This window comes from Corynebacterium atrinae (assembly GCF_030408455.1).
In the GTDB taxonomy this organism is placed as follows: domain Bacteria; phylum Actinomycetota; class Actinomycetes; order Mycobacteriales; family Mycobacteriaceae; genus Corynebacterium; species Corynebacterium atrinae.
Genome location: NZ_CP046977.1, coordinates 2,090,521 through 2,116,348 on the forward strand (window position 1 = coordinate 2,090,521; position 25,828 = coordinate 2,116,348).

Genomic DNA, 25,828 nt, shown 5'->3' on the forward strand with positions numbered 1-25,828 from the left:
GAGCGGCGGTGACTGTATACGATACGGACCGTGCCGTATCGAAATAATGAAACCGCGCCTGTGCGGGGCCGCCCGCGCGACCCGGACCTCGACCGTCGGATCACTGCTGCCGTACTCGAGGTTCTGGGTGAGCAGGGGTTCGAGGCAGTCACGTTCGAGTCCGTTGCCCGCCGATGCCAGACCTCCAAGGCATCGCTGTACCGGCGCTGGCCCTCGAAGCGGGACATGGTGCTGGCCGCGGTGAAGGATGGCCCCGCCCGGCAGGCATCGACACCGATTCCCGTGGGGGCATGCCTGCGCGACGATCTCCTCGCGCTCGTGCGGCGGCTCGCCGAGACCATGCGCTCGGCAGCCACCGGGACCGCGTTCATGCTGTTGCAGGCCGGCCTGGAAGATCCCGACCTGTGCGACGCCATCGAGGAAGCAACGGGTCCGACTGGCGCCCGGTTGCCACAGCATGTGATCGATGCCGCCGTCGCACGCGGGGAGCTACCTGCCGGGACCAACGCCTTCGCGTACGAGGAGATCGTCGGCTCGGTGCTGCTTCTTCGGCGGGCCAACGGGCTCGCCGTGACCGACGAATACCTGCAAGCCCTCATCGATGCGCTGGTGATCCCTGCCCTAACGGTCTCGCACCGTTACTCCGGGCTGCCTGCCGGGATCTTCTCCGGCCATCCCACCACCCAACTCGCCAGCATCCCCGCTGCCGAAACGTCCCAGGAGTTCTCATGACCAGCTTCACCATCGACGATTTCACCTACCGCCGCATCGCAGGCGCCGACGGCGTCCACCTCAACGTCGCCGTTGGGGGCGAGGGCCCGGCCGTGGTTCTGCTTCACGGGTTCCCGCAGACGCACTACATGTGGCGTCACGTCGCCCGACTGCTCGCCCAGCAGTACACGGTGATCGTCCCGGACCTGCGCGGCTACGGGGACAGTGACAAGCCGGCCGCCCAGGACGTCAACACGTATTCCAAGCGCACCATGGGCAACGACATCATCACTGTCGTCCGCGAGCTCGGTTTCGACAGCTTCGGCCTCGTCGGCCACGACCGCGGCGCGCTCGTCGCCGTCCGCGCTGGCCTCGATCACCCCGAGTCCATCGCCTTCCTCGGCATCCTCGACGTTCTGCCCACCCTCGACACCTGGTCGGTTCTGCAGGGCGTGAACGCCAAGGTGGCCTGGCACCTGTACCTCATGGCCCAGCCCGCTGGGATGCCCGAGAAGATGATCGCTGCAGTCGCCCACGAGTTCTACTCCTCGTTCCTCGACGCCTGGGACCCCGCTGGGAATACGTTCACGCCTTCCGAGCGGGACTACTACGTCCAGGCATCGATCGCGTCCACGGACTCGATCGTGGCCGACTACCGAGCGACCGCGGGAATCGACCTCGACATGGACGCTGCCGACCGCGAGCGAGGCGTCCAGCTGTCCATGCCGGTAGCCGCCATCTCCCAGGACTGGGGCTCTCAGCTCGGTTTCGACGCCTCCGCGCTGTGGCGCGCCTGGGCGCCCGACTTCACCTACCAGGCGACCACGAGCGGCCACTTCATGGCCGAACAGAACCCCCAGGAGATCGCCGAATTCGTCCAGGCCCTCGCGCACCGGGCCGACGACCAGCACTGACCACCGCCAACCCGCTGAGGGGCTCATCCGCGCCGGATGAGCCCCTCAGCGCATCCAAGGACACCGATGTCTCACCAAAACGCCGCCCTCACTCCCCGCCATCGCCTGAAGGTCGCCAAACTCGTCGTCGAGGACGGGTGGCCGATCAGCGAGGTCGCCGCCCGTTTCCAGGTCTCCTGGCCGACCGTGAAGCGGTGGGTCGACCGCTACCTCGTCGGCGAGTCCATGTACGACCGCACGTCGCGCCCGAAGACGTCGCCGAACGAGACCCCGAAGACGGTGACGAAGCGGTGCGTCAGCCTGCGAATGCGATTGAGGGAAGGGCCAGTTCAGCTGGCAGCCCGACTCGGCATCGCCCCTTCGACGGTGCATCGAATCCTCACGACGGCACGCCTGAACCGGCTGTCTTACGTCGACCGGGCCACGGGCGAACCGATCCGCCGGTACGAGCACCCCCACCCCGGATCCCTCGTACATGTCGACGTGAAGAAGATCGGGAACATCCCTGATGGGGGCGGGTGGCGCTACGTCGGCCGCAAACAGGGCGAGAAGAACCGAGCCGCCACCCCAGGCAAGCCACGCAATCAGTACGGCGGCCCGAAGCTCGGGTACGCGTTCGTCCACACGGTCATCGATGACCACTCGCGTGTCGCGTACTCCGAGGTCCACGACGACGAGACCGCCATCACCGCCGCCGCCGTCCTGCACCGCGCTGTCGGCTGGTTCGCCGAGCGCGGCGTCACCATCGAACGCATCTTGTCGGACAACGGCGGCGCGTACCGGTCCCATCTGTGGCGTGACACCTGTCAGGCGTTGTCGATCACGCCGAAGAGGACCCGCCCGTACCGCCCCCAGACGAACGGGAAGGTGGAGCGCTTCCACCGGACCATGGCCGACGGGTGGGCCTACGCTCGCTGCTACACCAGCGAGCACGAACGCCGCGACGCACTGCCCGACTGGCTCCACCACTACAACGAGGTGCGTCCGCACACCGCGTGCGCCAACCAGCCGCCCTTCTCACGATTGATCAACGTCCCCGGTCAGTACACCTAGCCAGGGCAATCGCCGAGTTGAAGTCAGAGGGAATCTGCCCGCCAACAGTGGAACACCGGCAGGTGAAATACCTCAACAACATCCTGGAAGGCGACCATGGTCGGCTGAAGCGGATCTTCGGGCCGAAAGGCGCGTTTAAGAACCGGACATCTGCATATCGGACGTTGAAAGGGATGGAGGCGATGCACTCGATTCACGGAAAGGGCAAGGCACGATGTTTGCCTACGGGCACCCGAACCCGGACGCGGTGATCGTCAACCGGGTCTTCGAGACGGCCTAACAACGCCCACACGCAGCGGCCATCAGGGAATGAGAAACTGAGTCTTCGCTGCTCTCCCCCCAACTTTGCAACAGCACCCGTTGAAGTGGGTAACCCCAATCGAAGGGCATCGGCGCTTCGACGCTTCCGATTTCGTTCGAGGTCAGCAGGACACCGTCTACATCCTCAGCAAGGAAGGTGCCGACAACGCTGCAGCCCTGACGACAGCCCTCACCGCGGCGATAACTACTGCAGCAGAGCAGCACGGAGAACAGTGTGGTGGCCGGCTCCCAGTGCCGCTCGTGGCCGCGCTCGATGAGGCCGCCAATGTCGTGAAGTGGCCAGAACTTCCGTCACTCTACAGTCACTACGGCTCGCGCGGAATCATCCTGATGACGATCCTGCAGTCGTACACGCAGGGCGTAGGAGTGTGGGGGGAGGAAGGCATGGAAGCGATGTGGTCAGCGGCTTCGATCTTGCTTTACGGCGGCGGTGTTCGCGACGACAAGATGCTGCAGAAGCTTGAATCTCTTATCGGCGAGGTCGAGGTCTTCGAGTCGTCGACCAGCCGTACCGGCGACGGCCCCCGCTCGGTAAGCACACAGCGGCGGGAGAAGAAGATCCTCACTGTCTCCGAGCTTGCCAGCCTGCAGCAGTGGAGGGCGCTCGTGCTCGCATCAAAACGCCGACCCATGGTCGCGGAGATGGAGCCCTTCTGGGTCCGGCCTTGGCCTGAGAGAATCCGTGCGCAGCTGGGAGTCACAGCATGAGTGATCAAGTTCCAGAGACACAGTTCCTGGACGTCTACCAGTTCGTCGATGAGCTCATTGCTCCGCTCTACGGCGTCACCGAAGCCCGGATCAATGAGGTCCGCTGGGCGAAAACATGGTGGGCCCACGCCGACGTCGTCCTCCGCCTGGATAGTTTGTGGCGCCGCTACGAGCAGTTGCGAATTTCGGAACCTGCGACATTCCTGGAGACTTTCCTGCGGTCCCACGCGGACTACCACATGCGCTACCTCATGCGCGACGACGGTGTGATGGCGGACTGCCGTCGGCAGGACATGCCCACTCTGCCGCTCCCCGTTGATCCAATCCCCGAAGGTGGAGAGGAGTGATCATGCCGACCCCGCTCCACCGGCAATGGGAACTCCACGAGCCGGCCCTTGAAGAACTGACCAGCAGACTGCACGCCCTTTCCCAGGAAGCGGGAGACCTTGATCGCGGCGAGCACATAAAGAGAAACGGATCACCCTCATGACCCCCACGCCCTCATCCAGATCAGAGATCGACCGCTCCCTAGCCCGGGCTCTTCGACTGATCCGGCAGGCAGCAGGATCATCGCGCCGGCACACTCTGCGCCAATCGACCAGAGCTGCCGGTCCGGCGACGTATCGACACCTCACACCGGGGCAGTTGGCATCAGCGGCCTTAGCCGGCCTGGTCGTGGGCCAGTGGGCAGAAAGGGAAGGTGCCGACAGATTCTTCGTCGCAGAGCTGCAGCGGCGTGGGATGACTGAATCGTGGGCTGCCTGGGACAACGACGCCGCCACCGTCAGCGACACTCCGCTGGGCGAGTTTGAGACGAGACTGAGCCAGCTCGGAACACTCACCCACCACAGCCTCGATAATCTGTGCGAAACGCTGGATAGAGTGGCGTTCGGTGATGATGGTAGAACCCCTGGGGCACTATCGCCGGCGGAAGTGATCGAGGACATGGAGGCCACCGGAATGCCGGAAGAAGCCATCGACGCTTACGCTGCAGCTGTCGGCACCTCCGCTACGTCCCTTAGCCAGGACCTGGCTGTCCAGGGAGAGTCTCCTACCCCCTTGCTCGCTGCGGAGATGCCTACAGAAGATGAGGCGGCAGACGAAGCTGCGCTGTAGCCAGGGGGCTACTGCTCGAGAGAGTCCTCTCGGCCCTCCTCGGCAGAAGGAGCCACCGGATCGCTGATAGAGGGTCCGGTGGTCTTCTGGTCCTGCGGTCGTGCGGGCGAGACGAGATCGAGAAGATCCCGGCCGGGGTCAGGGCGCGGTGTCGTGACGCGGGAACCGCGGGACGGAACGGGGCGCGCTCCCATCACAGTGTCCACGAGACGCCGACCCGCCACCGCGAGGTCGACAGCCTGATTTTCCTCTGGGCTGATGAGCAAGTCGCGAGTACGTAGCAACCAGTCGCGCAGCTCCGGGTCACACCCCCGCGACGCGGGGGGGACGGCCGGGACGTCAGAAGACGTGGACAGCTCAGCTGCCTGGTCGCGCAGCCGGTAAGAAATGACGGCACCGATGTTCTCGGCGTCCCCGAGATTGGTGACTGCTGCGGTCATTAAGTCTCGGGGATCCACACCGGCAGCAAGGAGTCTGTGCCACGTGGCAACGACGGTGGAAAGACCTCCCTGCTCCGAGAAACGTGCAGCCTCATCCACGGAGAGCCGGTCAAGGAAGCTGTCCAGGTACGTGGCGGTGAACTGGCCGGACGCGAGCTCCACCCCATAGGTGTACAGCTGCCCGAGACGCTCCAGGCTTCTGGCCTGGACGACTTCATCGAGGTGGACCTCCGTGGCCGTGCGCTGACGGTGGTCTCGGGTGATCGCCCTGGAGAGAACCTCAGCGGCATCCAATCCTGCGGCATTGCCGGAGCCGAGCCAGTGGGCCTCCTCAGCTTCTTCGTCCAGTCGAGCGTCGGTGACCGCCCAGATCCGGTTCTCCTTCTTTCCCCGGGTCAGTGCCACGTACAGAGTGGACCTGTCCGTGGAGTCGTCGATGATCGCGTGAGCGACGTCGACAGTGGCGCCCTGGGCGCGGTGGACTGTTGAGGCATATCCGAGGTGGACGTTCTGGGAGACGTATTCAGCAGGCAGCGAAACGCAGGCCCCGCTGGCGGGATCACGCGCCAGCAGACCGCCGTCGCGTCGAATTTCCGCAATGGTGAACATCTGTCCGTTGATCAGGCGTTCGCCGTCTGGGAGCCGCTCGTTCTTTCGGCAGATGATGGTGTCTCCGACGCCTGCGACATCACCGCGGGACAGGGTGAGCTCATCGGTAATGCTGACAACTCCTTGGCGAATCCGCTGATCGCGGATCATCTCATTAAGGGCGTCTACGTCGGAATTTGTCGGAGCTACTAGGAGAACCCGCCGACCCAGAGCTACATCAGCCAGGTACGCCTCTACGGCGTCGGTAAGCATCTCAGTGCGGGTTCCACCAGTAATCCAGTCCCTGTCCTCATAAAACTTGAGTGCCGCCAGGTTGCCGGCTCGAAGGTTCAGCGAAGCCTCTGCCTGCTCAGCGTCGTTACCGTGAGCAAACCTCATGACGTCAGTGAGTTCTGCGGGATCACTTGCCTTGCAGAGAGCGGCAAAGAGTCCACCAGCACCTACAGCGTCGAGCTGATGCGGATCACCGATGAGCCGGAGGACTGCACCTGAGGCCTCCGCAATTTCAGTGAGCGCAGCGAGATTCTCGGTCGTGGCCATGCCGGCCTCGTCGACCAGAAGCATGTCGCCGGCCCGGAGTTGAATGGGCAGCGCGCCCAAGTCCCGTGCATTCTTCTCGGGGTTCTTTCCCCTCCAGGTATGTGTTAAGTGGTCGACAGTCGAGGCGTCCACGCCGATCTCTTCACCGAGGATCTGGGCGGCCGCCGCTGAGGGAGCGAGACCGACGACGCGTCGTCCCTCGGCCTGCCAGACGTCCCTGACGATCCGCATGGAGGTCGTCTTTCCGGTGCCGGCCGGTCCGACCCCGACGCCGACCAGAGAGCCGCACTGAAGAAGGTGGCGAGACAGTTCGGCCTGTCCGGTGTTCAGAGACCAGCCATGCTCGCGGGTGTGCTCCTCTAGGGCAGCATTAATCACTCTGCTCGAGGAGAACACCGCCGTCGGCTCTGTGACTGCCGACAGCACCCGCGCCTCCGCGTGCAGAATCGCTGCCGTCGAGTACTTCTCGGAACCGATGTGTCGGTCCACGCCGCTGGCCGAAGCGTCACCATCGGTCCGGAGCTGCAGCGGGAGATCAGGCGATTCTGAGGGACTGAGATCTACCACCAAATCGTTAACAATCGTCTCGGTAAGGAGCTGATGAGCGCGAGCCACCTCGTCCGAATTCTCAAACCGAAAACCCTTGAGGGCAGTCCCCACTGCCGCAGTGATGTGATGACGGGAGAAGTAAGAGCGCCGAGCAATCACCGATTCCAAGATCTGCCCTCCCCGCTTCCGGAGCTCATGGCGGACTTGACCGTCGTCAGCCCCGAAGAAGTAAGGACGGCGATCCTGTGGGGATGTTCCGACCATCTCCTTCAGCTTCTCGATGAGGTCCTCCCCATCACTCACTGTCCGCGCTTCCTGTGCCCAAGTGGCTCGAAGATCAGCAAGAGATTCCGCAGGCTTCTTGGCATCGCGGGTCTCCAGGATTGCCGCCTGCCACAGCTGCTTGACCGTCTGATGGTCTGGCTGGTGGCCATGTTTGGCAACGTAAGCCGACAGCATTGTCTCGTACACCGGACGTGCCAAGGTGCGCCGCTTAGAGAAAACGTCGATCAACTTCTGAGGGACACCAGCAACTTCCCACACCGGAGCCTTGTCCCGGCCACGAGACGAAGCCTCGAAAGAGATTCCCATCTTGCGAGTGAGGATCTCTTGCATGACGGAGTCATAGCGCGCAGAGAGGGTCTGATGGTTCATGAATAGCGGCCTCCCGTCAAGTGCTCGCCACCTTCCGTCCGGGCCTTGAACCTTGTTTGAGATCAGAACGTGCGAGTGAAGGTCAGGATCTCCACTGCGGGTGTCGAAATGAGTGAACTCTGCAGCGAGCAGTCCTCGTGAGCGCACCTGCGCCAGTCCACCCGTACCCTGACGCGTTCGCACGACGTTATCTTCGGCCCATGCGAGAACCTCCGCGACCGCCTCGTGGTGGCAGGCGGCGATCCGAGACGCCGTTCGCTCATCGCTTAAGGCCCACAGAACAGACACGGACTTGGCCGGTGAGAAGGTCAGATCGTAGCCTGCCACAGCCTGCTTGACCTCAGCTCGCTGGAGGTTGACCCAGGCGACGACGTCGCGTGCGGGAGCGTTGGTGTATCCGGTCGCCTCAACGTAGAAGGGCCGGCCAACGCTGACGGCCAGCTCAGAGCGCTCCGCATCCAAGGGAAGGCGGTTTTGCTCGCGAAGAAACGAACTCTCGGCTGATCTCAGAGCGTTCAGTACCGGGATGTTGTTGGTGTACGAGGGGAACTTTCCACCGAGCTGGCAGTCCTTCAAACTTGTCCCTTCGAGGAGCTTTGAATCGGTGTCGGGGTGCAAGCCCAGGCCGTAAAGCGCGGCCATCTGATCCGCTTCAACTATCTGCCCTGTCGTCGCTGACGATGACTCCAGCGCCGCCAGTCCCCGTCCCAGCCAGCGCCCCGGAGGGGTGCCTTTGGCGGCGTAGTAGGAAGCGAGCTTTCCTGTTTCCGTCGACTGGTCGTAGGCATCATTTGTCGCCACCGAGCGCAGCAGGTACTGGTACCCAGCACCTGCGTGTACCGCCCGAAAGCTCATCATGGACCTCAGTCTATCCGGGGTTCACCCCAATCTCACTAAAAGTGCATACTGTGTGTGGCAGTTTTAGAGCCGAGTAGCGGCGAAGATCTGGCGTTAAGGCTGACGGATTCCTAGGGTGAAGACATGGCTAAACGATCAACAAAGCGACCAAGTGCACGAATGAAGGCGAAGGAACGTCTTGCAGATCAATTCGCGGAACTGCAAGCTCTCGAGATTGCCCTTGGGCGCGCCCTCACCCAGTGGGAGGCCGTCGAGAGGGCGGAGCAATCCCTCCGCGAAGCCCTGGAGCCCCTCGTAGAAAGGGGCTTCAACCGGGCAAAGATTGCAGATCTTCTCGGCGTAGACTCCGCGGATGTCGGCCGCGTACTAGCTCTTCCCCTCCCCACTGATGACGCCAGAGTTGACCCGGATAGTGAGGAGCATCTGTCAGGGCATGAGGATGATTCCTCGAGCTCCCCCGACGATGTCTAGTGATTCGTTCCGGGAGCAAGACGTTCCGCTCCCTGGACTCGACTTTCTTCAACCTGCCGTCGTTGCACCCGTGAAAAGGCAAGTGGCTTCGTCGCCTACACTCACGGCGACTGCAGCCGACATCAGGAGGTTCTGGCGACGCGTCGTGGTCTCTCCGTCTTGCTGGTTCTGGATCGGCGCAGTGAGCGTTCCTGACGGATACGGTCGTTTCACTTGGCAACGAGGCGGTGTTCAACGCACACTCGCAGCGCACCGCTTTTCCCTAATGATTTCCGGCCAGGAGATTGATGGCCAGGTCGCAGAGCACCACTGCAACGAACCGCTATGCGTTCGCGTCGGGGACAGACATGTGTTCGCTTCGACACAGGCCGCGAATGTTGCCTGGGCGGTGCAGCTGGGCCGGCACCGGGGGAATGTACGCACGGTGGGGGAAGGACAAGAGCCCGCGGCTCGTTCGCACCGAATCAGGGAAGCACTTGAGCACGGGTGGAATGAGTCGGCGTACCTGCGAGCGGTAGCAGAAGGCGACGTTTCGCAGACGTCGCTTCTGCTGCCGGGCGAAACATCTAGCTCTCCGTCACCACAATGGCTAGGTCTTGGGTCTGGTGCAGGAACTGATGACATCCTTCCAGGCCAGCCCTCTCGGCTAGCCACGCTCGATGTCACCAGTTCCTGCACCAGACCCGTCCCCAATAATGGGACAGCCTCAAGGTAACGGGTCTGGGACATAGTGGGCACCTCGTTCCTGCCATGTTAAGGAAATCGGAGCACTAGGTTGGTGGTGTGACTCAAGCGAACGGGAAAGCGCCCGCCCTCTTCTGGTTCCGCGACGACCTGAGGGTCCGCCACAACGAGGCGCTCGCCGCGGCCGCCGACCGCGGGCCGGTCACCGCGGTCTACATCGCCGAGGACCCGGTCGCGACCGGGGTCCGGCCCCTGGGCGGGGCGGCCCGGTGGTGGTTGCACCGCAGCCTGGAACGACTCATCGAGGACCTGGCGGGAGGTGGGGTGCCCCTGCTGATCCGCAGTGGCGACCCCCGCCGCCTCATCCCGGAACTGGCCGCACGGAACGGGGCGTCCTACGTGTCGTGGAGCCGGCGCTACCACCGCCCGCAGCGCGACATCGACGCGGAGGTGAAGGAGAGTCTGCGTTCCGGTGGGGTCGACGCCCACAGCTTCCCGGGCCACCTGCTGGCGGAACCCTGGACAGTGGCTACGGGGCAGGGTACCCCCTACAAGGTGTACACGCCGTTCTCCCGGGCGCTGCGTTCCCTCGTCGAGGAGGGTCCCGGCCCTGGCGGGCTGCACCTGGAGCAGGCGCCGGAGGGACTGGCCGGGCCCGGCGCGGACCCGGAGGGGAGCAGGGAGGACCTGGCCGAGCTCGCCCTGCTGCCCTCGCACCCCTCCCGCCGGGAACCGGACTGGACCGGCGGCCTGGAGCAGATGTGGACGCCGGGGGAGGAGGGCGCGTGGCGCCGGCTCGGGGGGTTCCTGGCCGCGCTGGAGGGGGGCGTCGGAAAGCATGGTTACGCCGAGGGGCGGGATTATCCGGCCCTCGACGTGACCAGCCGGCTCTCCCCGCACCTGCGCTTCGGGGAGATCAGTCCGCTCGCGGTGTGGTCGGCGGCCGCCGCGCTGGAGGCGGACGGGCGCGACGTCACGGTATTCCAGAACGAATTGATGTGGCGGGACTTCGCCTGGCACCGCCTCCACCACCGCCCCCACCTGGCGACGGCTAACGTCCGCGCGGATTTCGACGCCTTCCCCTGGGCCTGGGACCCCGGTGAGCTGGCGGCGGGCACCGCCGGCGGGCGCGACGGACGGCGCAGCAACCGCGCCGCTGCCCCCGGGGACTTCCACGCCGACCTCGGCGCCTGGCGCAGCGGCGCCACCGGCATCCCGCTGGTCGACGCCGGCATGCGCGAGCTGTGGGCCACCGGGTACATGCACAACCGGGTGCGGATGGTCGTCGGTTCGCTGCTGACCAAGAACCTGGGCATCCACTGGCGCCACGGCGAGGAGTGGTTCTGGGACACGCTCGTCGACGCCGATCCGGCCAGCAACGCCTTCAACTGGCAGTGGGTGGCCGGATGCGGCGACGACGCAGCACCCTATTTCCGGATCTTCAACCCGGAGACCCAGGCCAAGCGGTTTGATCCGGAGCGCACCTACATCTCGGCCTGGGTGCCGGAATTCGGCGGCCCGGACTACCCGGCCCCCGTGGTCGACCTCCGGGAATCCCGGGCCATGGCACTGGCCGCCTACGAGGGGATCCGCCGGTAATTTCCTCGGCCCGCCGTCACGGTTCGGCCATGAAATCCCCGTTGGCTCGACAGGGTCGCCCGCACGTACTTATCCTGAATCCATGTCTACCCCACTCCCCGCCACCCTCGACTACACCGCCCGACACGGGAGCCGGACTGTGCTGGTCACCGGGGCTTCCGGTTACGTCGGCGGCCGCCTGGTCACTGAGCTGCTGGCCGCCGGGTTCCAGGTCCGCGCCTCCTCCCGCCGGGTGGAGAGCCTGCGCCGGTTCGACTGGAGCGACAGGGCGGAACTGGTGGAGGCGGACCTCACCGACGCCGACGACATCGCCCGGATCATGACGGGTGTCGACGTCGTGTTCTACCTGGTCCATTCCATGGGCGGCCAGGACGAGGACTTCGAGGAGGTGGAGAAGCGGACCGCCACCCTGGTGGCCGACGCCGCAGGGGAGGCGGGTGTGTCGCAGATCGTCTATCTCTCCGGCCTGCATCCCCGGGGACGGCAGCTGGAGGACCTGTCCAAGCACATGCGCTCCCGGGAGCGGGTGGCCAAGATCCTCCTCGAGGGCAAGACCCCCACGCTCGTGTACCGGGCGGCCACGCTCATCGGCTCCGGTTCCGCCTCTTTCGAAATGATCCGGCACCTCACCGAACGGCTGCCGGTGATGGTGGCGCCGCGGTGGATCAAGAACCGCATCGAACCCCTGGCAATCCGGGACGCGCTCTACTACCTCGTCCGGGCGGCGGACCTCGAGGAACCCGTCAACCGGGAGTTCGACATCGGCTGCGGGCAGGACTACGAGTTCGCGGACCTGATCAGGATCTACGGCCGGCATAAGGGGCTGCGCCGGCGCGTTTTCGCCGTCCCGCTGCCGCTGCCCATGGACACCCTCTCCGGCGGCTGGATCGGGCTGGTCACGCCCGTGCCGGCCGGGCTGGCCGTCCCCCTGGCGCAGTCCATGGCGGAGGATGCCGTCACCGAGGAGCACGATATCGCCGAGATCATCCCCGACCCGCCCGGCGGACTGATCGACTACCCGACGGCGGTGACCCTGGCGGTCAAGGCGGAACGCAGCCGCGGGGTGCCCACCTCCTGGGACCGGAGCTGGACCAGCGTCGGTGACGCCGCGGACAGCCTGCCCACGGATCCGGAGTGGACCGGGGAGTCCGTCTACGAGGACGTCCGCTCCGGGGAGTCTGATCTCCCGGCCGAGAAGGTCTGGGAGGTCGTGGAGGGAATCGGCGGGCCGAACGGCTGGTATTCCGCTCCTTCGTTGTGGCGGGTGCGCGGCATCATCGACCGCCTCATCGGCGGGCCGGGGCTCGGCGGACGGCGCGATCCGCGCCATCTGGCCGTGGGCGACAAGGTGGACTGGTGGCGGGTGGTCGAACTCGACCGGCCCCACCGGTTGGTGCTGGCGGCCGAGATGAAGATCGACGGCCGGGCCTGGCTGGTCATGGAGGTCAGGGACCGCGGCGAAGGGTCCACCTATGTCCAGCGCGCCCTCTACGCCCCGACGGGACTGCTGGGGCGGCTCTACTGGTGGTCCCTGCTGCCCTTCCACGCCCTCATCTTCCCGGTCATGCTGCGCACCATCCTCAGGACGGCGGAAGAGGAGAACCGGGCGGACGGGGACGGGCGCGCGTAGAGGGCCCTGCCGTCGAGAGGCTCCGGCGGAATGTCCGCCGGAGCCCCGGGGATCAACCGCCGTCTAACTGCGGGTTAGAGCAGGCAGAGCGGGGTGACGTCCTTGCGGCCTTCCGCCATCGGGACGGTCAGGAAGGAGCAGTCCCACCAGCCGCGGTCGGCGACGGTGGTCTTGACCAGATTCCACTGTTCGGCGGTCAGGTTCGGGGTGCGGCTGAGCACGAAACCGGAGCGGCGCTGGGGGTCGCCGACGATCGCCAAGGTGTAGTCCCCGGTGGGGTTGTCCTCGGCCAGGTAGGTGATGCGGTAGTTGACGGGTCCGTTCTCGTCCTGGAAGGGGATGCCGGGGAAATTCACCCGCAGCGAGGCGTTGGTCTCGGTGTTGCGGATGGTGGCGGTGCCGTCGATGACGGAGTCGGAGCTGATCTGGGAGCCGCAGGAGTTGCGCACCGACAGGGCGGTGCCGTCCTCGTTGAGCTCGTAGTCGGCGGTGGTGTCGTTGGTGCACTGCAGGGTGTACGGCTGGGGGACTGCGGCCACCTGGTACCACCTGCCGTCGTACCTCTCCGGGTCGACGACGAATCCCACTTCCCTCAGTTCCGGTCCGGTGCTGGAACTGGCGGGCAGGATGTCCGCGGAGATGCTGGAGTTGCGTCCGCCGTTGGTCAGGTCCTGTGCTTTGGCTGCGGCGACGGAGAGCGGGGAGATCAGTGCGGCGAGCAGGAGGGCGGCGCCGAATTTCTTGGAGGTGCGCATGAACAGAGCCTTTCGCGGAAGTGTGCGGGTGCGGAGAGGGTGCCTGACCCCGTGGAAAAACTAGGTAGCCAGGCTAACTAGTTTGCACTCTGGCGCGCAGGGCGGGGGTGGGTGTCTGTCTTCGGGAAAATTACCCCCGGGGCAGGGTACTGGGGCAGGGCCTGGGTGCCCCCGTCGGCGCGGTGGATGGGGGCGGCCGGGGCCTTATTAGTTAGCCTGGCTAATTAAATGCCAATATGGTGTATGACGGCTGTCCCGATGCCAGTTGAAGGCACAATGGAACCAGCCGTCCCACCTCACGTCCCTCGGGGGGCGGGCATTGATTATTGTGACATCACAGAAAGTGCCACGCCCATTTTATCCAGTAGGACCTACCTCCATGTCGACGCTTTCCTGCGCGGTCACCGATGAGTGACGCACCCGTATCAGCTGGCCGCCCGGCGCTCAGCGTGATCATCCCCTGCCTGAACGACGCGCGCCTGCTCGACCGCTGCCTGCGCAACCTCGGGGCGCAGTCGGTCGCCCCCGCCGAGGTCATCGTGGTCGACAACGGGTCCACCGACGATTCCGCGGACGTCGCGCGCCGTCACGGGGCACTGGTCGTCGACGAGCCGCGCCGCGGCATCACGTGGGCGACGAAGGCCGGATTCGACGCCGCGGGAGGCGACGTCCTCATGCGTATCGACGCCGACGTCGAGCTTGACCCCGACTACCTGGAGCGCGTGCGCGACATCTGGCGGAGGGCCGAGGCATCGCCCGGTCGCCGTGTGGTCGGGGTGACCGGTTCCGCCCGTTTCGAGATCCCGGGCCCCGCAGGCGACATCGCCAGCTCCCTCTACCTGGGCGCCTATTTCCGCAGCGTCGGTTCCACGCTGGGGCACTATCCCCTGTTCGGCACCAACTACTCGATCCGCGCCGACTGGTGGGCGGAGGTCCGCGACTCGGTCGACCTGAGCGACACCTACGTCCACGAAGACATGCAGCTCTCCTTTGCCGTGCGTGCCGACGAGACCGTCTGGTTCCAGAAGGACCTCGTAGTGAGCATGGACGACCGTGCCCTGCACGGGATCCGGCAGGTGGCGGTGCGCTTCCACCGGGGTTTCTACACCGTCCTGCGCAACTGGCGGAAGCACCCTCCCCACCGCCGGCTGGCGCAGCGGGGCCTGCTGGGAACACGGCTGCGGGAGGTGCTGGCACCGTGACCCCGGACCTCGATTCCCGGATCGGCGCTTCGCTGACGCTGCTGGAGGACTTCCTCGCGAGCGGCCGTGCCCAGCTCCCGCACGACGCCCGGCTGCTGGCGATGGCCTACGACGGTGTGGCCGAATTCTCCCTGGGCGGCAAACACCTGCGGTCCCGGCTCGTCCATATCTCCGCCGGGGACGTCGTCGGCGAAGGCCTCCAGGCCGCCACGGTGTTCGGGGCGTGCGTGGACCTGCTGCACGGGGCCTTCCTCATCCACGACGACATCATCGACCGCGACGACCTGCGCCGTGGCCGCCCGACCATCCACGCGGCGGTGCGGGACGAGTACGGGGACGCTCACCTGGGCACCTCGCTGGCCATCGTCGCCGGAGACTTGGGAATCAACGGCGCCCTCCAGCTGCTGCTCACCTCGGACCTGGCGGACGACGTCGTCCGCCGCGGCATGCGGTTGCTCTCCTCCGCGGCGCACGAGACGATCACCGGCGAGATCCTCGACATCGCCCACCTGGTGGAGCCGGACCCCGACCTGGAGCAGGTGCGGCTGAGCAACCACCTCAAGACCAGTGAATACAGCTTCGGCACCCCGCTCAAGCTCGGCGCCCTGGCGGCCGGGCGGGACCCGGCGTCGATGAAGCCGATCGCCCACGCGCTGGGCAACGCCTACCAGGCGGCCGACGACATCGCCGGCGCGGTGGGCGACAGCGAGGTCACCGGCAAGCAGACCGCCGGTGACGTGGTCAACCGGCGTGCGACGTTGGTGACCATGAGGATGGACCCCGAACAGCCGACTGACCCGCAGGCCCTGGCCGGGATCATCCGCGACGTCATCGCGGAGGGTGACTCCCACCTGGCGGATGCCCGCCGGCTCATCGACGAGACCGACCTGGCGCCCGGCATCCGGGAGAATCTGCACCACATCACGAACCGAATCGAAGGGATGCTGCGCACCCATGCCTGAGCAGACGCCACCGGACCGGAAGCAGCTGGGGGAGTTCCTGGACCGCTACGACCGCGCGGCGGTCAAGGCCTCCCACGAGGTCATCCTGTCCTACTCCACGAGTTTCTCCCTGGCCACCCGCCTGCTGGGCAAGCAGGTGCGCACGGACATCCGCAACCTCTACGCCATGGTGCGCATCGCCGACGAAATCGTCGACGGGACGGCACGGGCGGCGGGTCTGAGCCCCGAGGAGACCGCCGCGGCACTGGACGACTACGAGAGCGCGGTCCTGGCCGCCCCCGCCCGGCGTTTCCACGTCGACCCGGTCCTGCACGCCTACGCGCTCAGCGCCCGCCGTTGCGGTTTCAACCCCGAGCATGTGACGGCTTTCTTCTCCTCCATGCGTCGGGACCTGAACCAGACGACCTACGACGAGCAGAGCTTCGAGGACTACGTCTACGGCTCCGCCGAGGTCATCGGCCTGCTATGCCTGTCGGCCTTCCTGGTGGACCATCCGGTCACGGAGGAGCAGCGCGGCCGGATGGAGGAGGGGGCGCGTTCCCTGGGCGCCGCCTTCCAGAAGATTAACTTCCTGCGCGACCTGGCAGAGGATTCCGGGACCCTGGGCCGCGCCTACTTCCCCGGCCTGGACGACCACGAGCTCACCGAGGAGCACAAGGCGCAGTTGATCACCGACATCCGCGGCGATCTCGCGCACGCCCGCACCGTCATCCCCCTGCTGCCGTTGTCCGCCCGCACCGGTGTGCTGGCGGCGGCGGAGCTCTTCGGCACGCTGACCGACCAGTTGGACGAGCTTCCCACGGCGGAGCTCACGCGCCGACGCGTCAGCGTGCCGCGCCGGACGAAACTCGCGATACTGGCGCGGGCGGTCGCCACCGCCCGGCGCATGAACCCCGCGACCTGAACCTGAGAACCCGAACCCTAGAAACGAGAATCAGACACATGGCAGACAACACCCCCCGCTCCGCCGCCGTGATCGGAGCCGGCGTCGCCGGATTGGCCACCGCCGCGCTCCTGGCCAAGCAGGGTATGAAGGTCACGGTCGTGGAGCGCACGGACAACGTCGGCGGCCGCGCCGGCGACTTGACGCTGGACGGGCACCCCGGTTTCCGCTGGGACACGGGCCCGTCCTGGTACCTCATGCCCGACGCCTTCGACCACTTCTTCCGGCTGCTGGGCACCACCACGGAGGAGGAGATCGACCTGGTCGACCTCGCTCCGGCCTACCGGGTGTTCCCCGAGGGGGAGGCCCCGGTGGACGTGCCCAGCGGCGTGGAGGCGGCCGTCGAATTGTTCGAGTCGATCGAACCCGGCGCGGGGCAGAAGCTGCGCGATTACCTCGACAGCGCCGGTGACACCTACCGGATCGCCATCGAGCGTTTCCTCTACACCACCTTCTCCGCGACGGGCCCGCTGCTGCACCGCGACGTGCGCCAGCGCCTGGGCAAGCTGGCCAGGCTGCTGACCCAGCCCCTGGATTCCTTCGTCAACGCCCGTTTCCGCGACCACCGGCTGCGCCAGGTGCTCACCTACCCGGCGGTGTTCCTGTCCTCGCGGCCGGAGACCACGCCCTCCATGTACCACCTGATGAGCCACACCGACCTGGTGCAGGGCGTGCGATACCCGGTCGGCGGCTTCACCTCCGTCATCCAGGCGATCCACCGTCAGGCGGTCAAGCACGGCGCGGTCGTTGAGCTGGACACCGAGGTCACCGCAATCACCACGCGGAAAGAAGGCCGCAAGGATGTGGCGAGTGGTGTGCGCGTCCGCCGCGCCGACGGCCGGGTCGAGGAGATCGGCGCCGACATCGTCGTCTCCGGCGCGGATCTCCACCACACCGAGACCCGTCTCCTGCCGCCGAAGTTGCGCACCTACCCGGAGAAGTACTTCGCCTCCCGCGATCCGGGGCTGGGAACCGTGCTGGTCATGGCGGGTGTGAAGGGCAGACTCCCGCAGCTGACCCACCACAACCTGCTGTTCAGCCGCGACTGGTCGGAGGACTTCGAGGCCGTTTTCGACGGGCCGGTGGCCAACCGCCCGCTGGACGCGTCCCGTTCCATCTACGTCTCCATGCCCTCGGCGTCCGACCCGGACGTGGCGCCCGAGGACCACGAGAACCTCTTCATCCTCGTGCCCGTCCCCGCGGCCGAGGAGATCGGGCACGGCGACGCCTACCGCGGGCAGGCCTCCGATCGGGTGCAGGCCATCGCCGACGCCGCCGTCGACCAGATCGCCGAGTGGGCGGGCATCCCGGACCTGGCCGAACGCATCGTCGTGCGCCGGACTCTGGGTCCGGCCGACTTCGCCGAGCGTTTCCACGCCTGGCGGGGCGGTTCCATCGGCCCCGGCCACTCGCTGCGCCAGTCGGCGTTCCTGCGCGGCCGCAACGTCTCCGGGAAGGTCGACGGCCTGTACTACGCGGGCGCCACCACCGTGCCCGGTGTGGGCGTGCCCATGTGCCTGATCTCCGCCGAGAACGTGGTCAAGCGTCTGCACGGCGACACCAGCCCGGGCCCGCTCCCGGAGTCGGGGGGCGCCCGTGCCTGAGTTCTTTGAGCCCTTCACCTATCTGACGATCCTCCTGGCCGTCCTGGTCTGTATGGCGTTGTGCGACTGGCGCTGGAAACTGGCCTTCTTCCTCGACGCCCGCCGCGCCGCCGTGCTCAGCGCGGCCGTCGTCGCGGCGTTCCTCGTCTGGGACGCCCTCGGCATCGCCACCGGATCCTTCTTCCGCGGCGGTTCCTCCTACATGACCGGGGTGGTCCTCGCCCCGGAGATGCCGGTGGAGGAGCCGATCTTCCTGTTCTTCCTCACCTACCTGACCATCAACCTCACGACCGGGGCGCGTCTGCTTCTCGACGCCCGCGGAAGGCGGTCCGCATGACCTACCTGCTCATCAGCCTGCCGTTCCTCATTCTCGCCGCGGTGCTGTGGGTCATCCGGCGCGGTTCCGCGCCCCGCCAGGTGGCGGTGACCGCGATCGTCGCCGCCGTGCTCCTGGTGCTCACCGCCGTCTTCGACAACCTCATGATCTGGGCGGAACTCGTCGGCTACGGCGACGCGCAGCGCCTCGGACTGCAGGTCGGCCTCGTGCCCGTCGAGGACTTCTTCTACCCGCTGTTCGTCGCACTGATCGTCCCCGCCTTCTGGCCGGGGAGAAAGAAGCAGCATCCATGACAACCATCCTCGGGGTGCTCTCCGCTTCCCGGCCCATCAGCTGGGTCAACACCGCCTTCCCCTTCGGCCTGGCCTACCTGCTGGCCGGCGGGGGACTGGACTGGCTGTTCTGGGTTGGCGTGCTCTTCTTCCTCATCCCCTACAACATTGCCATGTACGGGATCAACGACGTCTTCGACCACGAATCTGACATCCGCAACCCCCGCAAGGGCGGCGTCGAGGGTGCCGTCCTGCCGAAGTCGATGCACGCACCCCTGCTGTGGGCCTCGGCGCTGACGACCGTCCCCTTCCTGATCGCGCTGTACGCGGCCGGGACCTGGACCTCGGCGCTGTGGCTGACCGTCGCCATGGCGGCGGTGATCGCCTACTCCGCGCCTCCCATGCGGTTCAAGGAACGCCCCGTCCTGGATTCGGTGACCTCCTCGGCGCACTTCGTCACCCCGGCGATCGTCGGCGCCACCATCACCGGCGGCGAGGCGGGCACCCACTTCTGGTTCGCGGCCGGCGCCTTCTTCCTGTGGGGGATGGCCAGCCACGCGCTCGGCGCCGTGCAGGACGTCAAGGCGGACCGCGAGGGCGGGCTGAGTTCCATCGCCACCGCCTTCGGCGCCCGGCTGACCACCCGCCTGGCCGCCGGCGCCTACCTGCTGGCGGCGCTGCTGGTCTTCGCCCTGCCCGCCCCGGGGTGGATCGTGGGTATCGCGGGCCTGGGCTACGTGGCCAACACGCTGCGCTTCTGGAACATCACCGACGCCACCTGCGAGGACGTCAACCGCGCCTGGCGGGTCTTCCTCTGGCTGAACTACCTCGTCGGCGCGATCGTCACGATCACGCTGGCGGCGGTGTTCATCGGGATCTAGACCCCGCAGAAGCGGCGGACCAGCGAGCGGTAGGCCTGCACCGTGAGGTCGAGGTCCGCCAGCTCCAGGTGCTCGTCGTGGGTGTGCAGCTGGGCGAAGACGTCGCCGAGGGTGCGCTCGCGGGCGCGGAGCGCGAAGCCGGACGCTGTTGCAAAGTTGGGCCAGGGTCGAAAAGCCCAACCTCAAGACATTAGTTGTCCTTGCTCCGGGGTGCTTAAGCTGTCTCGAATATCCGGCTGACGATCACCGCGTCTGGGTTCGGGTGCCCGTAGGCAAACATCGCGCCCTGGCCTTTCCGTAATGAGTGCATCGCTTCCATCCCTTTCAACGTCCGGTACGCCGAGGTCCGGTTTTTGAACGCCCCCTTCGGTCCGAGGATCCGTTTCAGCCGCCCATGATCTCCTTCAATGACGTTATTGAGGTATTTCACCTGCCGGTGTTCCACGGTCTGAGGGCAGATTCCCTCTGACTTCAACTCGGCGATTGCCCTGGCCAGGGAGGGTGCTTTATCGGTGTTGATCACCCGCGGGGACCCGGTTATCGTGTTCGACCTCAGGGTCTTGGCCAGGAAACGCTTCGCTGCGGCGACGTTACGCTTTGGGGACAGGTAAAAATCCAGGGTCTGCCCACCGGCGGTAATAGCCCGGTAGAGATAGCACCACGTGCCGCCGACCCGGATATAGGTCTCATCCACCCGCCAGGACCGGGCCTGCCAGTCGGGTACCTGCCGGTACCAGCGAGTCTGCTTATCCAGCTCAGGAGCATATTTCTGGACCCAGCGGTAGATGGTGCTGTGATCGACCGGTACGCCGCGTTCGGTCATCATTTCTTCCAGATCGCGGTAGCTCACCCCGTAGCGGCAGTACCACCGCACCGCCCACAGGATGATTTCACGGGGGAAATGACGACCGGAGAAGATGCCTATGGCTGTGATTATTTCACGCAGGTCTTTCTACTGCCCCAACTTTGCAACAGCACCGAACCGAATACTAGGACTATCCCCAAAAATGTGCGCCCCGATTAGCGCTTAAACGCCTCCGCTAGCTGTGCCAAGAAGAGATCCACTACCCCATCCGCAAAAACTTTCGCTCTGCTACGCAAGCTTTCAGTAATAACTGGCTCAAGCTCCCGCCCAAACGCATCGAAGCGATAGTCAGCAGAAGTCACCACCACAAGATCACTAGTGGCCTCTTCACCGCTTCTAGCTGCCAACACGAGAGGGAGGACCTCGACAATTCTCTTCGGAGAATTACTCATGAAATATAGATATAGGCAATATTTATCCGCAAAGGCCGTATAACCCGTTGGCGGAGCCGGGGGGCGGCCATTGAGGGACCTAAAGAGGTCAAACTTCATATCCAGCTTTTTAGCCTGCTCGTCTAGGGGGGATCGAATCTCTGTATAAAGAGTTTCCTGAAGCCGAAGAGCTGCATCGTGCAATTCCGGCAGCACACGCGTGGGTCGCAATGCTTCTGCGAGCTTGTCTGCTGCGGATTTCGCACTAGTAGGGCGAGTGAGATCTGTGATTACCAAGTTGATGGTGTCAGTCACTCGTTCAGCAATAAAACGGATGAGTCGCCGTGGATCACCATCATCAGCCATTTCCAGAGCTTGGATATAGTCTCCCCGTTGATCCTGATAGATAAGGAGGGGAACTCCAGGATCTCGGTAGAGAAAAGTGCTCGCTAAAGTACGAGCCACCCTCCCGTTTCCATCTGCGAACGGATGAATGCATACAAAAGCATAATGGGCATAGGCTGCCTGAATAACCGTATCGGCCTTTTGAAAATTCTCCGACTCAAGTTCAGATATAAATCTTGCCATCTCAGCCGGAGTATCTTCGACTGGGGCGTAAGCGTGAATAGTCTCGTCAGGACGCGTGGGTCTATTCGGCTGAGCTTTATACTCCCCCTTGCGTAGAGCTTGCTTCTGAACCCCAACAGCGGTGTGGACTTCGTGGCTGTCTTGACTACGCAGTAGTACTGCATGCAGTTCTCGAATCCACTGCTGGGTTATAGGAACTTGTCCTGTAACCGCGTCAAGGACATACTCAAACCCTTCGAGGGTATCCTCAAAGGCTGGCCGGACGTGCTGGCCTTTCTCCTCCATTTGCCTTTCCCAGGCTTCGAGCTGAAACGCCACAGTTCGAGTGAAACCTCGATCAGTTTGGAAGATCCCTTCAATCGCATTGGTATCAACCGCTGCCGCACGTCTAGTTCTCTCTAGTGCAGCCTCCAAGGACGAACTAGAGGTGCCTTTTTTTACTTGGGCCAATCTCTCCGCTGATTGAATAACATCTTGCAGTGAGACCTCAACCTGTTCCCACTCATCAAAACTGGGAAAGGGTCGGTATTCGGGAAGCGGAAAGCTTGATTCCATCATGCAAGTCAGCCTAACGCAGGAAGAATCGAGACCTCGACCACGGGCTATGGCGATCCATAACATCCAAAACATGAGCCCTACATGGATTTTTAGGGTACACCCATATGATCCCGTTGACATGCGTGGATCTACCATGTGTGACTTGCAGCTTCGTTTGGCGGTTTTTCCGCAGCTTCGAATGGCGGTTCAGTCGACGCCGATGGCAACACCTGGATAGGCCACCCGGGCGCTCGGGATGGGCTTATTAGAGGCCGAAGGCGCCGCCGCTGACGAGGATGAAGATGCCCAGGCCGATCAGGACGATCGGGAACAGCACGTGCTCCCAGCGCTCAAGGACTTCTGCGATGGGCGGGCGGGTGGCCACGAACTTTGCCAGCAGGACCAGGCCTGCCACCAGGACGAGGAAAACGATGCAGTAGATGATGACGGCGGCAGTGTCCACGTTGAGGAAGACCGGGACGTAGACGCCGATATTGTCGCCACCGTTGGCAAACGTCACACCGGCGACGGTCAGCACACCCACCTTTTTCCCGGCGATCTCCGCATCATCATCGTCGTCATCATCGCTTCGCCAGGCCTGCCAGGCCGCCCATAGTCCCAGGGCCAGGGGAATTAGTCCGAAGTACGGGATCGCCTCAGCAGGTAGGAATGCTCCTGCCCCCAGCGTGACCAGGACTGCGGCCGCGAGGATGCCCATGAAGCCGAGGTACTGACCAGCCAGAATCCGAAGCGTGGTCCCTTTTTGCCCCGCCCCGCGGGCAAAAAACAGCGAGAGCACGATGATGTCGTCGATATTGGTGGCGATAAACAGACCAATCGCCGACAGTAGACCGGTTACCACTACGCACTCTCCTGTCCAGTGACACACCCAGGTACGGCGCATCCGGCGTCGATGCATTCGGCGTTGTCATCGACGGCCAGGGTGATATCCAGCAACGCGTTCAATGCCTGCGCCAGATGAGCATCAACGATCTCGTAGCGGGTCTGTCGCCCCTGCGGTTCGGCGACAACAATTCCGCAGTCCCTCAGGCAGGCGAGATGGTTCGACACGTTCGAGCGCGTCAGTTCCAGATCCTGGGCGAGAGCGGCCGGGTAGGCCGGCCCCTCCAGCAGCGCCAGGAGAATGCGGGAACGAGTCGGATCCGCCATGGCCCGACCCAACCGGTTCATCACGTCTAGACGAGAAGCAATAGTCAGCATGTGCTGAACTATACAGCTGTTGCTGAACTAACTTCGACATGGGGTGGCGTCGTTGCCAGAGGTCGTCTGCACTTTCAGGCTGAGGCCTTCACTGCGCAGGAAGGAAGCGGCTGCCTAGTTGGCGGTGTTCCCGACGTGATTTAAAGGTGAGGGCTATTGCCGGCAGCTTCCGGCCCAGACCAGCGGCGGCCCACGTACCGATCAAGGTGTCCCACTTCCTTGGAAGTGGGACACCTCTATTGACAATGAATTGAAAATTCATTGTCCCAGGACGCGCCTGTTCCACAAGTTATCCCAATAGACTGTCCCGTCAGACCCGTTGCGGAATATACTTCCGGTACGATTTCGGCATGAAGATCGGATATGCCCGAGTGTCGACCGCAAAACAAGACCTCGACCGTCAGGTCGACGCGCTGCGCCAGGAAGGTATTGCGGACAAATACATCTACGTCGACAAGAAATCCGGATCCACCACCAACCGCCCGGGACTCCACAAGGCACTGGATCAAGCTCGCGCGGGTGATGTCATCGTCGTCCACACCCTCGACCGGTTGGGGCGCACCGTTCGCGACACCCTCAACCTGATCCACGACCTCCAGGAGCGCGAGGTCGGGGTACGCACCCTGGCCGATCCGATCAAGGTCGATTCCTCCGACCCTCATGATCCGATGGCCCAACTGGCGGTGGTGATCCTGTCGTTGTTCGGGCAGATGGAACGCACCTACGCCCTCGAGCGCGCAGCTCACGCCCGAGCCGTGGCCACGGCGAAGGGCAAGCGGGTGGGCAGGCCCAGTGTGGTCGACCCAGACAAGTTGAAATATGCCGAGCATCTGCGCAATGAAGGATTCTCGATGCGCGAGATCGTGGAGAAAACAAACATTGCCCGCACCACCCTCTACCGGTACCTACCTCCCCGACCGGTAGATACCCACACCGCCGAAGGACAGGACCTCGCTCCTGGTGCTGGTGAGTGAACATGGCTTCTGAAAAATGACGGACAGTGCAGGTGAGTACTGGCATCAGAATGTCAGAATTCGACTTCACTCGCCCAGGTCACGATAGGCAGATAGACAGACGAGTTCTGAAAACCCCAGCCGGTCTCGAGGCCGCCCGAGGGGCCCGCCCCGCTCCTGAGTGGAGATACACTGCGCACCGCGCGGAAACTGCTATGAGCACAAAGACATGACCCTCGCCTAGATCGGTACAGTTCTAGGTGTGAGCCGCACCACCGCCTGCCGGACCTTGCGCCGCGAGGCCGGAGTCACCCCACCCCGACGTCGGCGGGAAACGAACCGGGTGGAGTAGTCATGAGCGCAGGCGGCAGGCCCCAGACACCCACCGGCGTCTCCGCACGTGAACACACCGCCGCCGCCCGCTGGGAGATACTGCGCCGACACGTCGAGGACGGGATCCCGTTGACCCGGCTGGCCACCCAGGCAGGGATCGGGTTACGGACCCTGCAGCGCTGGCACGCGGCCTACCGCACCGAGGGAATAGCCGGGTTATCCCCGGTCCAACCAGCACCCCGGGGGCGACGGATCCATCCGGAACTCCATGCCCTGATCGAGGGGTTGGCCCTGATCAGACCACGGCTGACAGGAGCGGCGATCACCCGCAGGGCCAATGCGATCGCCGCCGAACAGGGCTGGAACACCGTCTCCTCCAGCACCGTCCGCTCGATCATCGGTGACCTGGATCCGGGCCTGCTCACCCTCGCCCACCAGGGGCCAGTGGCCTACCGGGACACCTTCGAGCTGGTCTGGCGACACCGGGCCGAGCGGGCCAATGCCACCTGGCAGGCCGATCACACCGCACTCGACCTCCTCATTCGGGACGCCAACGGTGCCCCCGCCCGCCCCTGGTTGACGGTGATCCTGGATGACTACTCCCGCGCGGTCTGCGGTTACCTGGTCTTTCTCGGTGCCCCCTCGGCGATGAACACCGCCCTGGCGCTGCGGCATGATCTTCGGGGCCATGCTCGGCAATTCGGGTCTCGCGGAGTCGATCGGCTCCGGCCTGAACAACATGCTCGGCGTGTCGAGCGCCATGATCATCACCGCCATGGCCGTGCTGCTGGCGATCATCATCTCCGAGACCACCAGCAACACCGCCGCTGCCGCGGTCACGGTGCCCATCGTGGTTCCTCTGGCGATCGCCGCGGGTGTCGACCCGGTGATCCCGGCTATGGCCGCGACCTTCGCTGCGTCCTTCGGGTTCATGCTCCCGATCTCCACACCGCAGAACGCCATCGTCTACGGCTCTGGATGTGTCTCCATTGGACGGATGATCCGGACCGGGATCAGCTTCGATATCATCGGCGGCGCGCTCATCGTCCTCTTTCTGCCCACCGTCGCCTCGGTGGTGGGCATCGGCGGATAACCCCAATGCCGTTCGGTTAAGGGGCAACAGTCGGTGTCAACCCTCTGGGTTTCG

Annotated in this window: 23 protein-coding genes and 4 pseudogenes; 21 read left to right on the plus strand and 6 right to left on the minus strand. The window is 64.6% G+C overall.

Annotated elements, in window-relative coordinates; all coding sequences use genetic code 11:
• Positions 1–30 precede the first annotated feature (30 nt).
• The 7 genes and pseudogenes from CATRI_RS10205 (at position 31) to CATRI_RS10235 (ending at position 4,823) form a co-directional block, all read left to right on the plus strand.
• Positions 31–732, plus strand: a complete 702-nt coding sequence (locus CATRI_RS10205) for a TetR/AcrR family transcriptional regulator (RefSeq protein WP_290217245.1) — start codon at positions 31–33, stop codon at positions 730–732.
• Positions 729–1,625: an alpha/beta hydrolase gene (locus tag CATRI_RS10210; protein ID WP_290217248.1), complete on the plus strand. Its 897-nt coding sequence runs from the start codon at positions 729–731 to the stop codon at positions 1,623–1,625. Before CATRI_RS10205 ends, CATRI_RS10210 begins: the two co-directional genes overlap by 4 nt.
• A gap of 66 nt (positions 1,626–1,691) precedes the next feature.
• Positions 1,692–2,678: an IS481 family transposase gene (locus CATRI_RS10215; RefSeq protein ID WP_290217250.1), complete on the plus strand. Its 987-nt coding sequence runs from the start codon at positions 1,692–1,694 to the stop codon at positions 2,676–2,678.
• Positions 2,675–2,958: pseudogene (locus CATRI_RS10220) on the plus strand (DDE-type integrase/transposase/recombinase); the annotation flags it as partial. The gene CATRI_RS10215 and the pseudogene CATRI_RS10220, both read left to right, overlap by 4 nt.
• 80 nt (positions 2,959–3,038) lie before the next feature.
• The gene (locus CATRI_RS10225) at positions 3,039–3,707 is read left to right on the plus strand and encodes a type IV secretory system conjugative DNA transfer family protein (protein WP_290217252.1); all 669 of its coding nucleotides are present in this window, start codon (positions 3,039–3,041) and stop codon (positions 3,705–3,707) included.
• Complete coding sequence (locus CATRI_RS10230) at positions 3,704–4,054, plus strand: DUF4913 domain-containing protein (protein ID WP_290217256.1); 351 nt, start codon at positions 3,704–3,706, stop codon at positions 4,052–4,054. The genes CATRI_RS10225 and CATRI_RS10230 overlap by 4 nt, the downstream gene beginning before the upstream one ends.
• Positions 4,055–4,193: 139 nt before the next feature.
• Positions 4,194–4,823, plus strand: coding sequence for a hypothetical protein (locus CATRI_RS10235; protein ID WP_290217257.1), 630 nt, complete (start codon positions 4,194–4,196; stop codon positions 4,821–4,823).
• Positions 4,824–4,831: 8 nt separating this feature from the next.
• Here the strand turns inward: CATRI_RS10235 and mobF are convergent, their stop codons facing one another.
• Complete coding sequence (gene mobF, locus CATRI_RS10240; protein ID WP_290217260.1) at positions 4,832–8,473, minus strand: MobF family relaxase; 3,642 nt, start codon at positions 8,471–8,473, stop codon at positions 4,832–4,834.
• 159 nt (positions 8,474–8,632) lie between these two features.
• On the opposite strand from mobF, the gene CATRI_RS10245 reads away from it, so the two are divergent.
• The 4 genes and pseudogenes from CATRI_RS10245 (at position 8,633) to CATRI_RS10255 (ending at position 12,857) form a co-directional block, all read left to right on the plus strand.
• Positions 8,633–8,944 carry a hypothetical protein gene (locus tag CATRI_RS10245; protein WP_290217263.1) on the plus strand — a complete coding sequence of 104 codons (312 nt, stop codon included), beginning with the start codon at positions 8,633–8,635 and terminating at the stop codon, positions 8,942–8,944.
• A gap of 783 nt (positions 8,945–9,727) precedes the next feature.
• Positions 9,728–10,156: pseudogene (locus tag CATRI_RS13560) on the plus strand (deoxyribodipyrimidine photo-lyase); the annotation flags it as partial.
• Between the two features lie 468 nt (positions 10,157–10,624).
• Positions 10,625–11,227, plus strand: coding sequence for an FAD-binding domain-containing protein (locus CATRI_RS13565; protein ID WP_353959747.1), 603 nt, complete (start codon positions 10,625–10,627; stop codon positions 11,225–11,227).
• Positions 11,228–11,309: 82 nt separating this feature from the next.
• Positions 11,310–12,857, plus strand: a complete 1,548-nt coding sequence (locus tag CATRI_RS10255; protein WP_290217267.1) for an SDR family oxidoreductase — start codon at positions 11,310–11,312, stop codon at positions 12,855–12,857.
• Positions 12,858–12,931: 74 nt separating this feature from the next.
• Here the strand turns inward: CATRI_RS10255 and CATRI_RS10260 are convergent, their stop codons facing one another.
• Complete coding sequence (locus CATRI_RS10260; protein ID WP_290217271.1) at positions 12,932–13,612, minus strand: lipocalin family protein; 681 nt, start codon at positions 13,610–13,612, stop codon at positions 12,932–12,934.
• 407 nt (positions 13,613–14,019) lie between these two features.
• Here CATRI_RS10260 and CATRI_RS10265 point away from each other — a divergent pair, with 407 nt between their 5' ends.
• Genes CATRI_RS10265 through CATRI_RS10295 form a run of 7 tightly spaced genes read left to right on the plus strand, consistent with a single transcriptional unit; the run spans position 14,020 to position 19,813 of the window.
• A complete protein-coding gene (locus tag CATRI_RS10265) occupies positions 14,020–14,814 on the plus strand; it encodes a glycosyltransferase family 2 protein (RefSeq protein WP_290217273.1) in 795 nt (264 codons plus the stop codon).
• Positions 14,811–15,776, plus strand: coding sequence for a polyprenyl synthetase family protein (locus CATRI_RS10270; protein ID WP_290217275.1), 966 nt, complete (start codon positions 14,811–14,813; stop codon positions 15,774–15,776). Before CATRI_RS10265 ends, CATRI_RS10270 begins: the two co-directional genes overlap by 4 nt.
• Positions 15,769–16,680 (plus strand): phytoene/squalene synthase family protein, encoded by a 912-nt coding sequence (locus tag CATRI_RS10275; protein WP_290217278.1) that lies wholly within the window; start codon positions 15,769–15,771, stop codon positions 16,678–16,680. Before CATRI_RS10270 ends, CATRI_RS10275 begins: the two co-directional genes overlap by 8 nt.
• Before the next feature lie 38 nt (positions 16,681–16,718).
• Positions 16,719–18,323 (plus strand): phytoene desaturase family protein, encoded by a 1,605-nt coding sequence (crtI, locus tag CATRI_RS10280; RefSeq protein WP_290217281.1) that lies wholly within the window; start codon positions 16,719–16,721, stop codon positions 18,321–18,323.
• Positions 18,316–18,660, plus strand: a complete 345-nt coding sequence (locus tag CATRI_RS10285; RefSeq protein ID WP_290217283.1) for a lycopene cyclase domain-containing protein — start codon at positions 18,316–18,318, stop codon at positions 18,658–18,660. Before crtI ends, CATRI_RS10285 begins: the two co-directional genes overlap by 8 nt.
• Positions 18,657–18,953: a lycopene cyclase domain-containing protein gene (locus CATRI_RS10290; RefSeq protein WP_042620477.1), complete on the plus strand. Its 297-nt coding sequence runs from the start codon at positions 18,657–18,659 to the stop codon at positions 18,951–18,953. Before CATRI_RS10285 ends, CATRI_RS10290 begins: the two co-directional genes overlap by 4 nt.
• A complete protein-coding gene (locus CATRI_RS10295; RefSeq protein ID WP_273056739.1) occupies positions 18,950–19,813 on the plus strand; it encodes a prenyltransferase in 864 nt (287 codons plus the stop codon). The genes CATRI_RS10290 and CATRI_RS10295 overlap by 4 nt, the downstream gene beginning before the upstream one ends.
• Positions 19,814–20,027: 214 nt before the next feature.
• On the opposite strand, the gene CATRI_RS10305 is transcribed toward CATRI_RS10295, so the two are convergent.
• The 4 genes from CATRI_RS10305 to cmtR form a co-directional block, all read right to left on the minus strand.
• Positions 20,028–20,738, minus strand: coding sequence for an IS6 family transposase (locus CATRI_RS10305; RefSeq protein WP_290221101.1), 711 nt, complete (start codon positions 20,736–20,738; stop codon positions 20,028–20,030).
• Positions 20,739–20,833: 95 nt separating this feature from the next.
• Positions 20,834–22,195 (minus strand): Fic family protein, encoded by a 1,362-nt coding sequence (locus tag CATRI_RS10310; RefSeq protein ID WP_290217292.1) that lies wholly within the window; start codon positions 22,193–22,195, stop codon positions 20,834–20,836.
• Between the two features lie 244 nt (positions 22,196–22,439).
• Positions 22,440–23,078, minus strand: a complete 639-nt coding sequence (locus tag CATRI_RS10315; protein ID WP_196768777.1) for a cadmium resistance transporter — start codon at positions 23,076–23,078, stop codon at positions 22,440–22,442.
• Complete coding sequence (cmtR, locus tag CATRI_RS10320) at positions 23,036–23,395, minus strand: Cd(II)/Pb(II)-sensing metalloregulatory transcriptional regulator CmtR (protein ID WP_011013963.1); 360 nt, start codon at positions 23,393–23,395, stop codon at positions 23,036–23,038. Before cmtR ends, CATRI_RS10315 begins: the two co-directional genes overlap by 43 nt.
• Positions 23,396–23,745: 350 nt before the next feature.
• Between cmtR and CATRI_RS10325 the strand changes: the two genes are divergently transcribed.
• The 3 genes and pseudogenes from CATRI_RS10325 to CATRI_RS10340 form a co-directional block, all read left to right on the plus strand.
• Positions 23,746–24,369 (plus strand): recombinase family protein, encoded by a 624-nt coding sequence (locus CATRI_RS10325; RefSeq protein ID WP_042622299.1) that lies wholly within the window; start codon positions 23,746–23,748, stop codon positions 24,367–24,369.
• Between the two features lie 333 nt (positions 24,370–24,702).
• Positions 24,703–25,296: pseudogene (locus CATRI_RS13650) on the plus strand (helix-turn-helix domain-containing protein); the annotation flags it as partial.
• Positions 25,297–25,351: 55 nt separating this feature from the next.
• Positions 25,352–25,774: pseudogene (locus tag CATRI_RS10340) on the plus strand (SLC13 family permease); the annotation flags it as partial.
• Between the last annotated feature and the right edge of the window lie 54 nt (positions 25,775–25,828).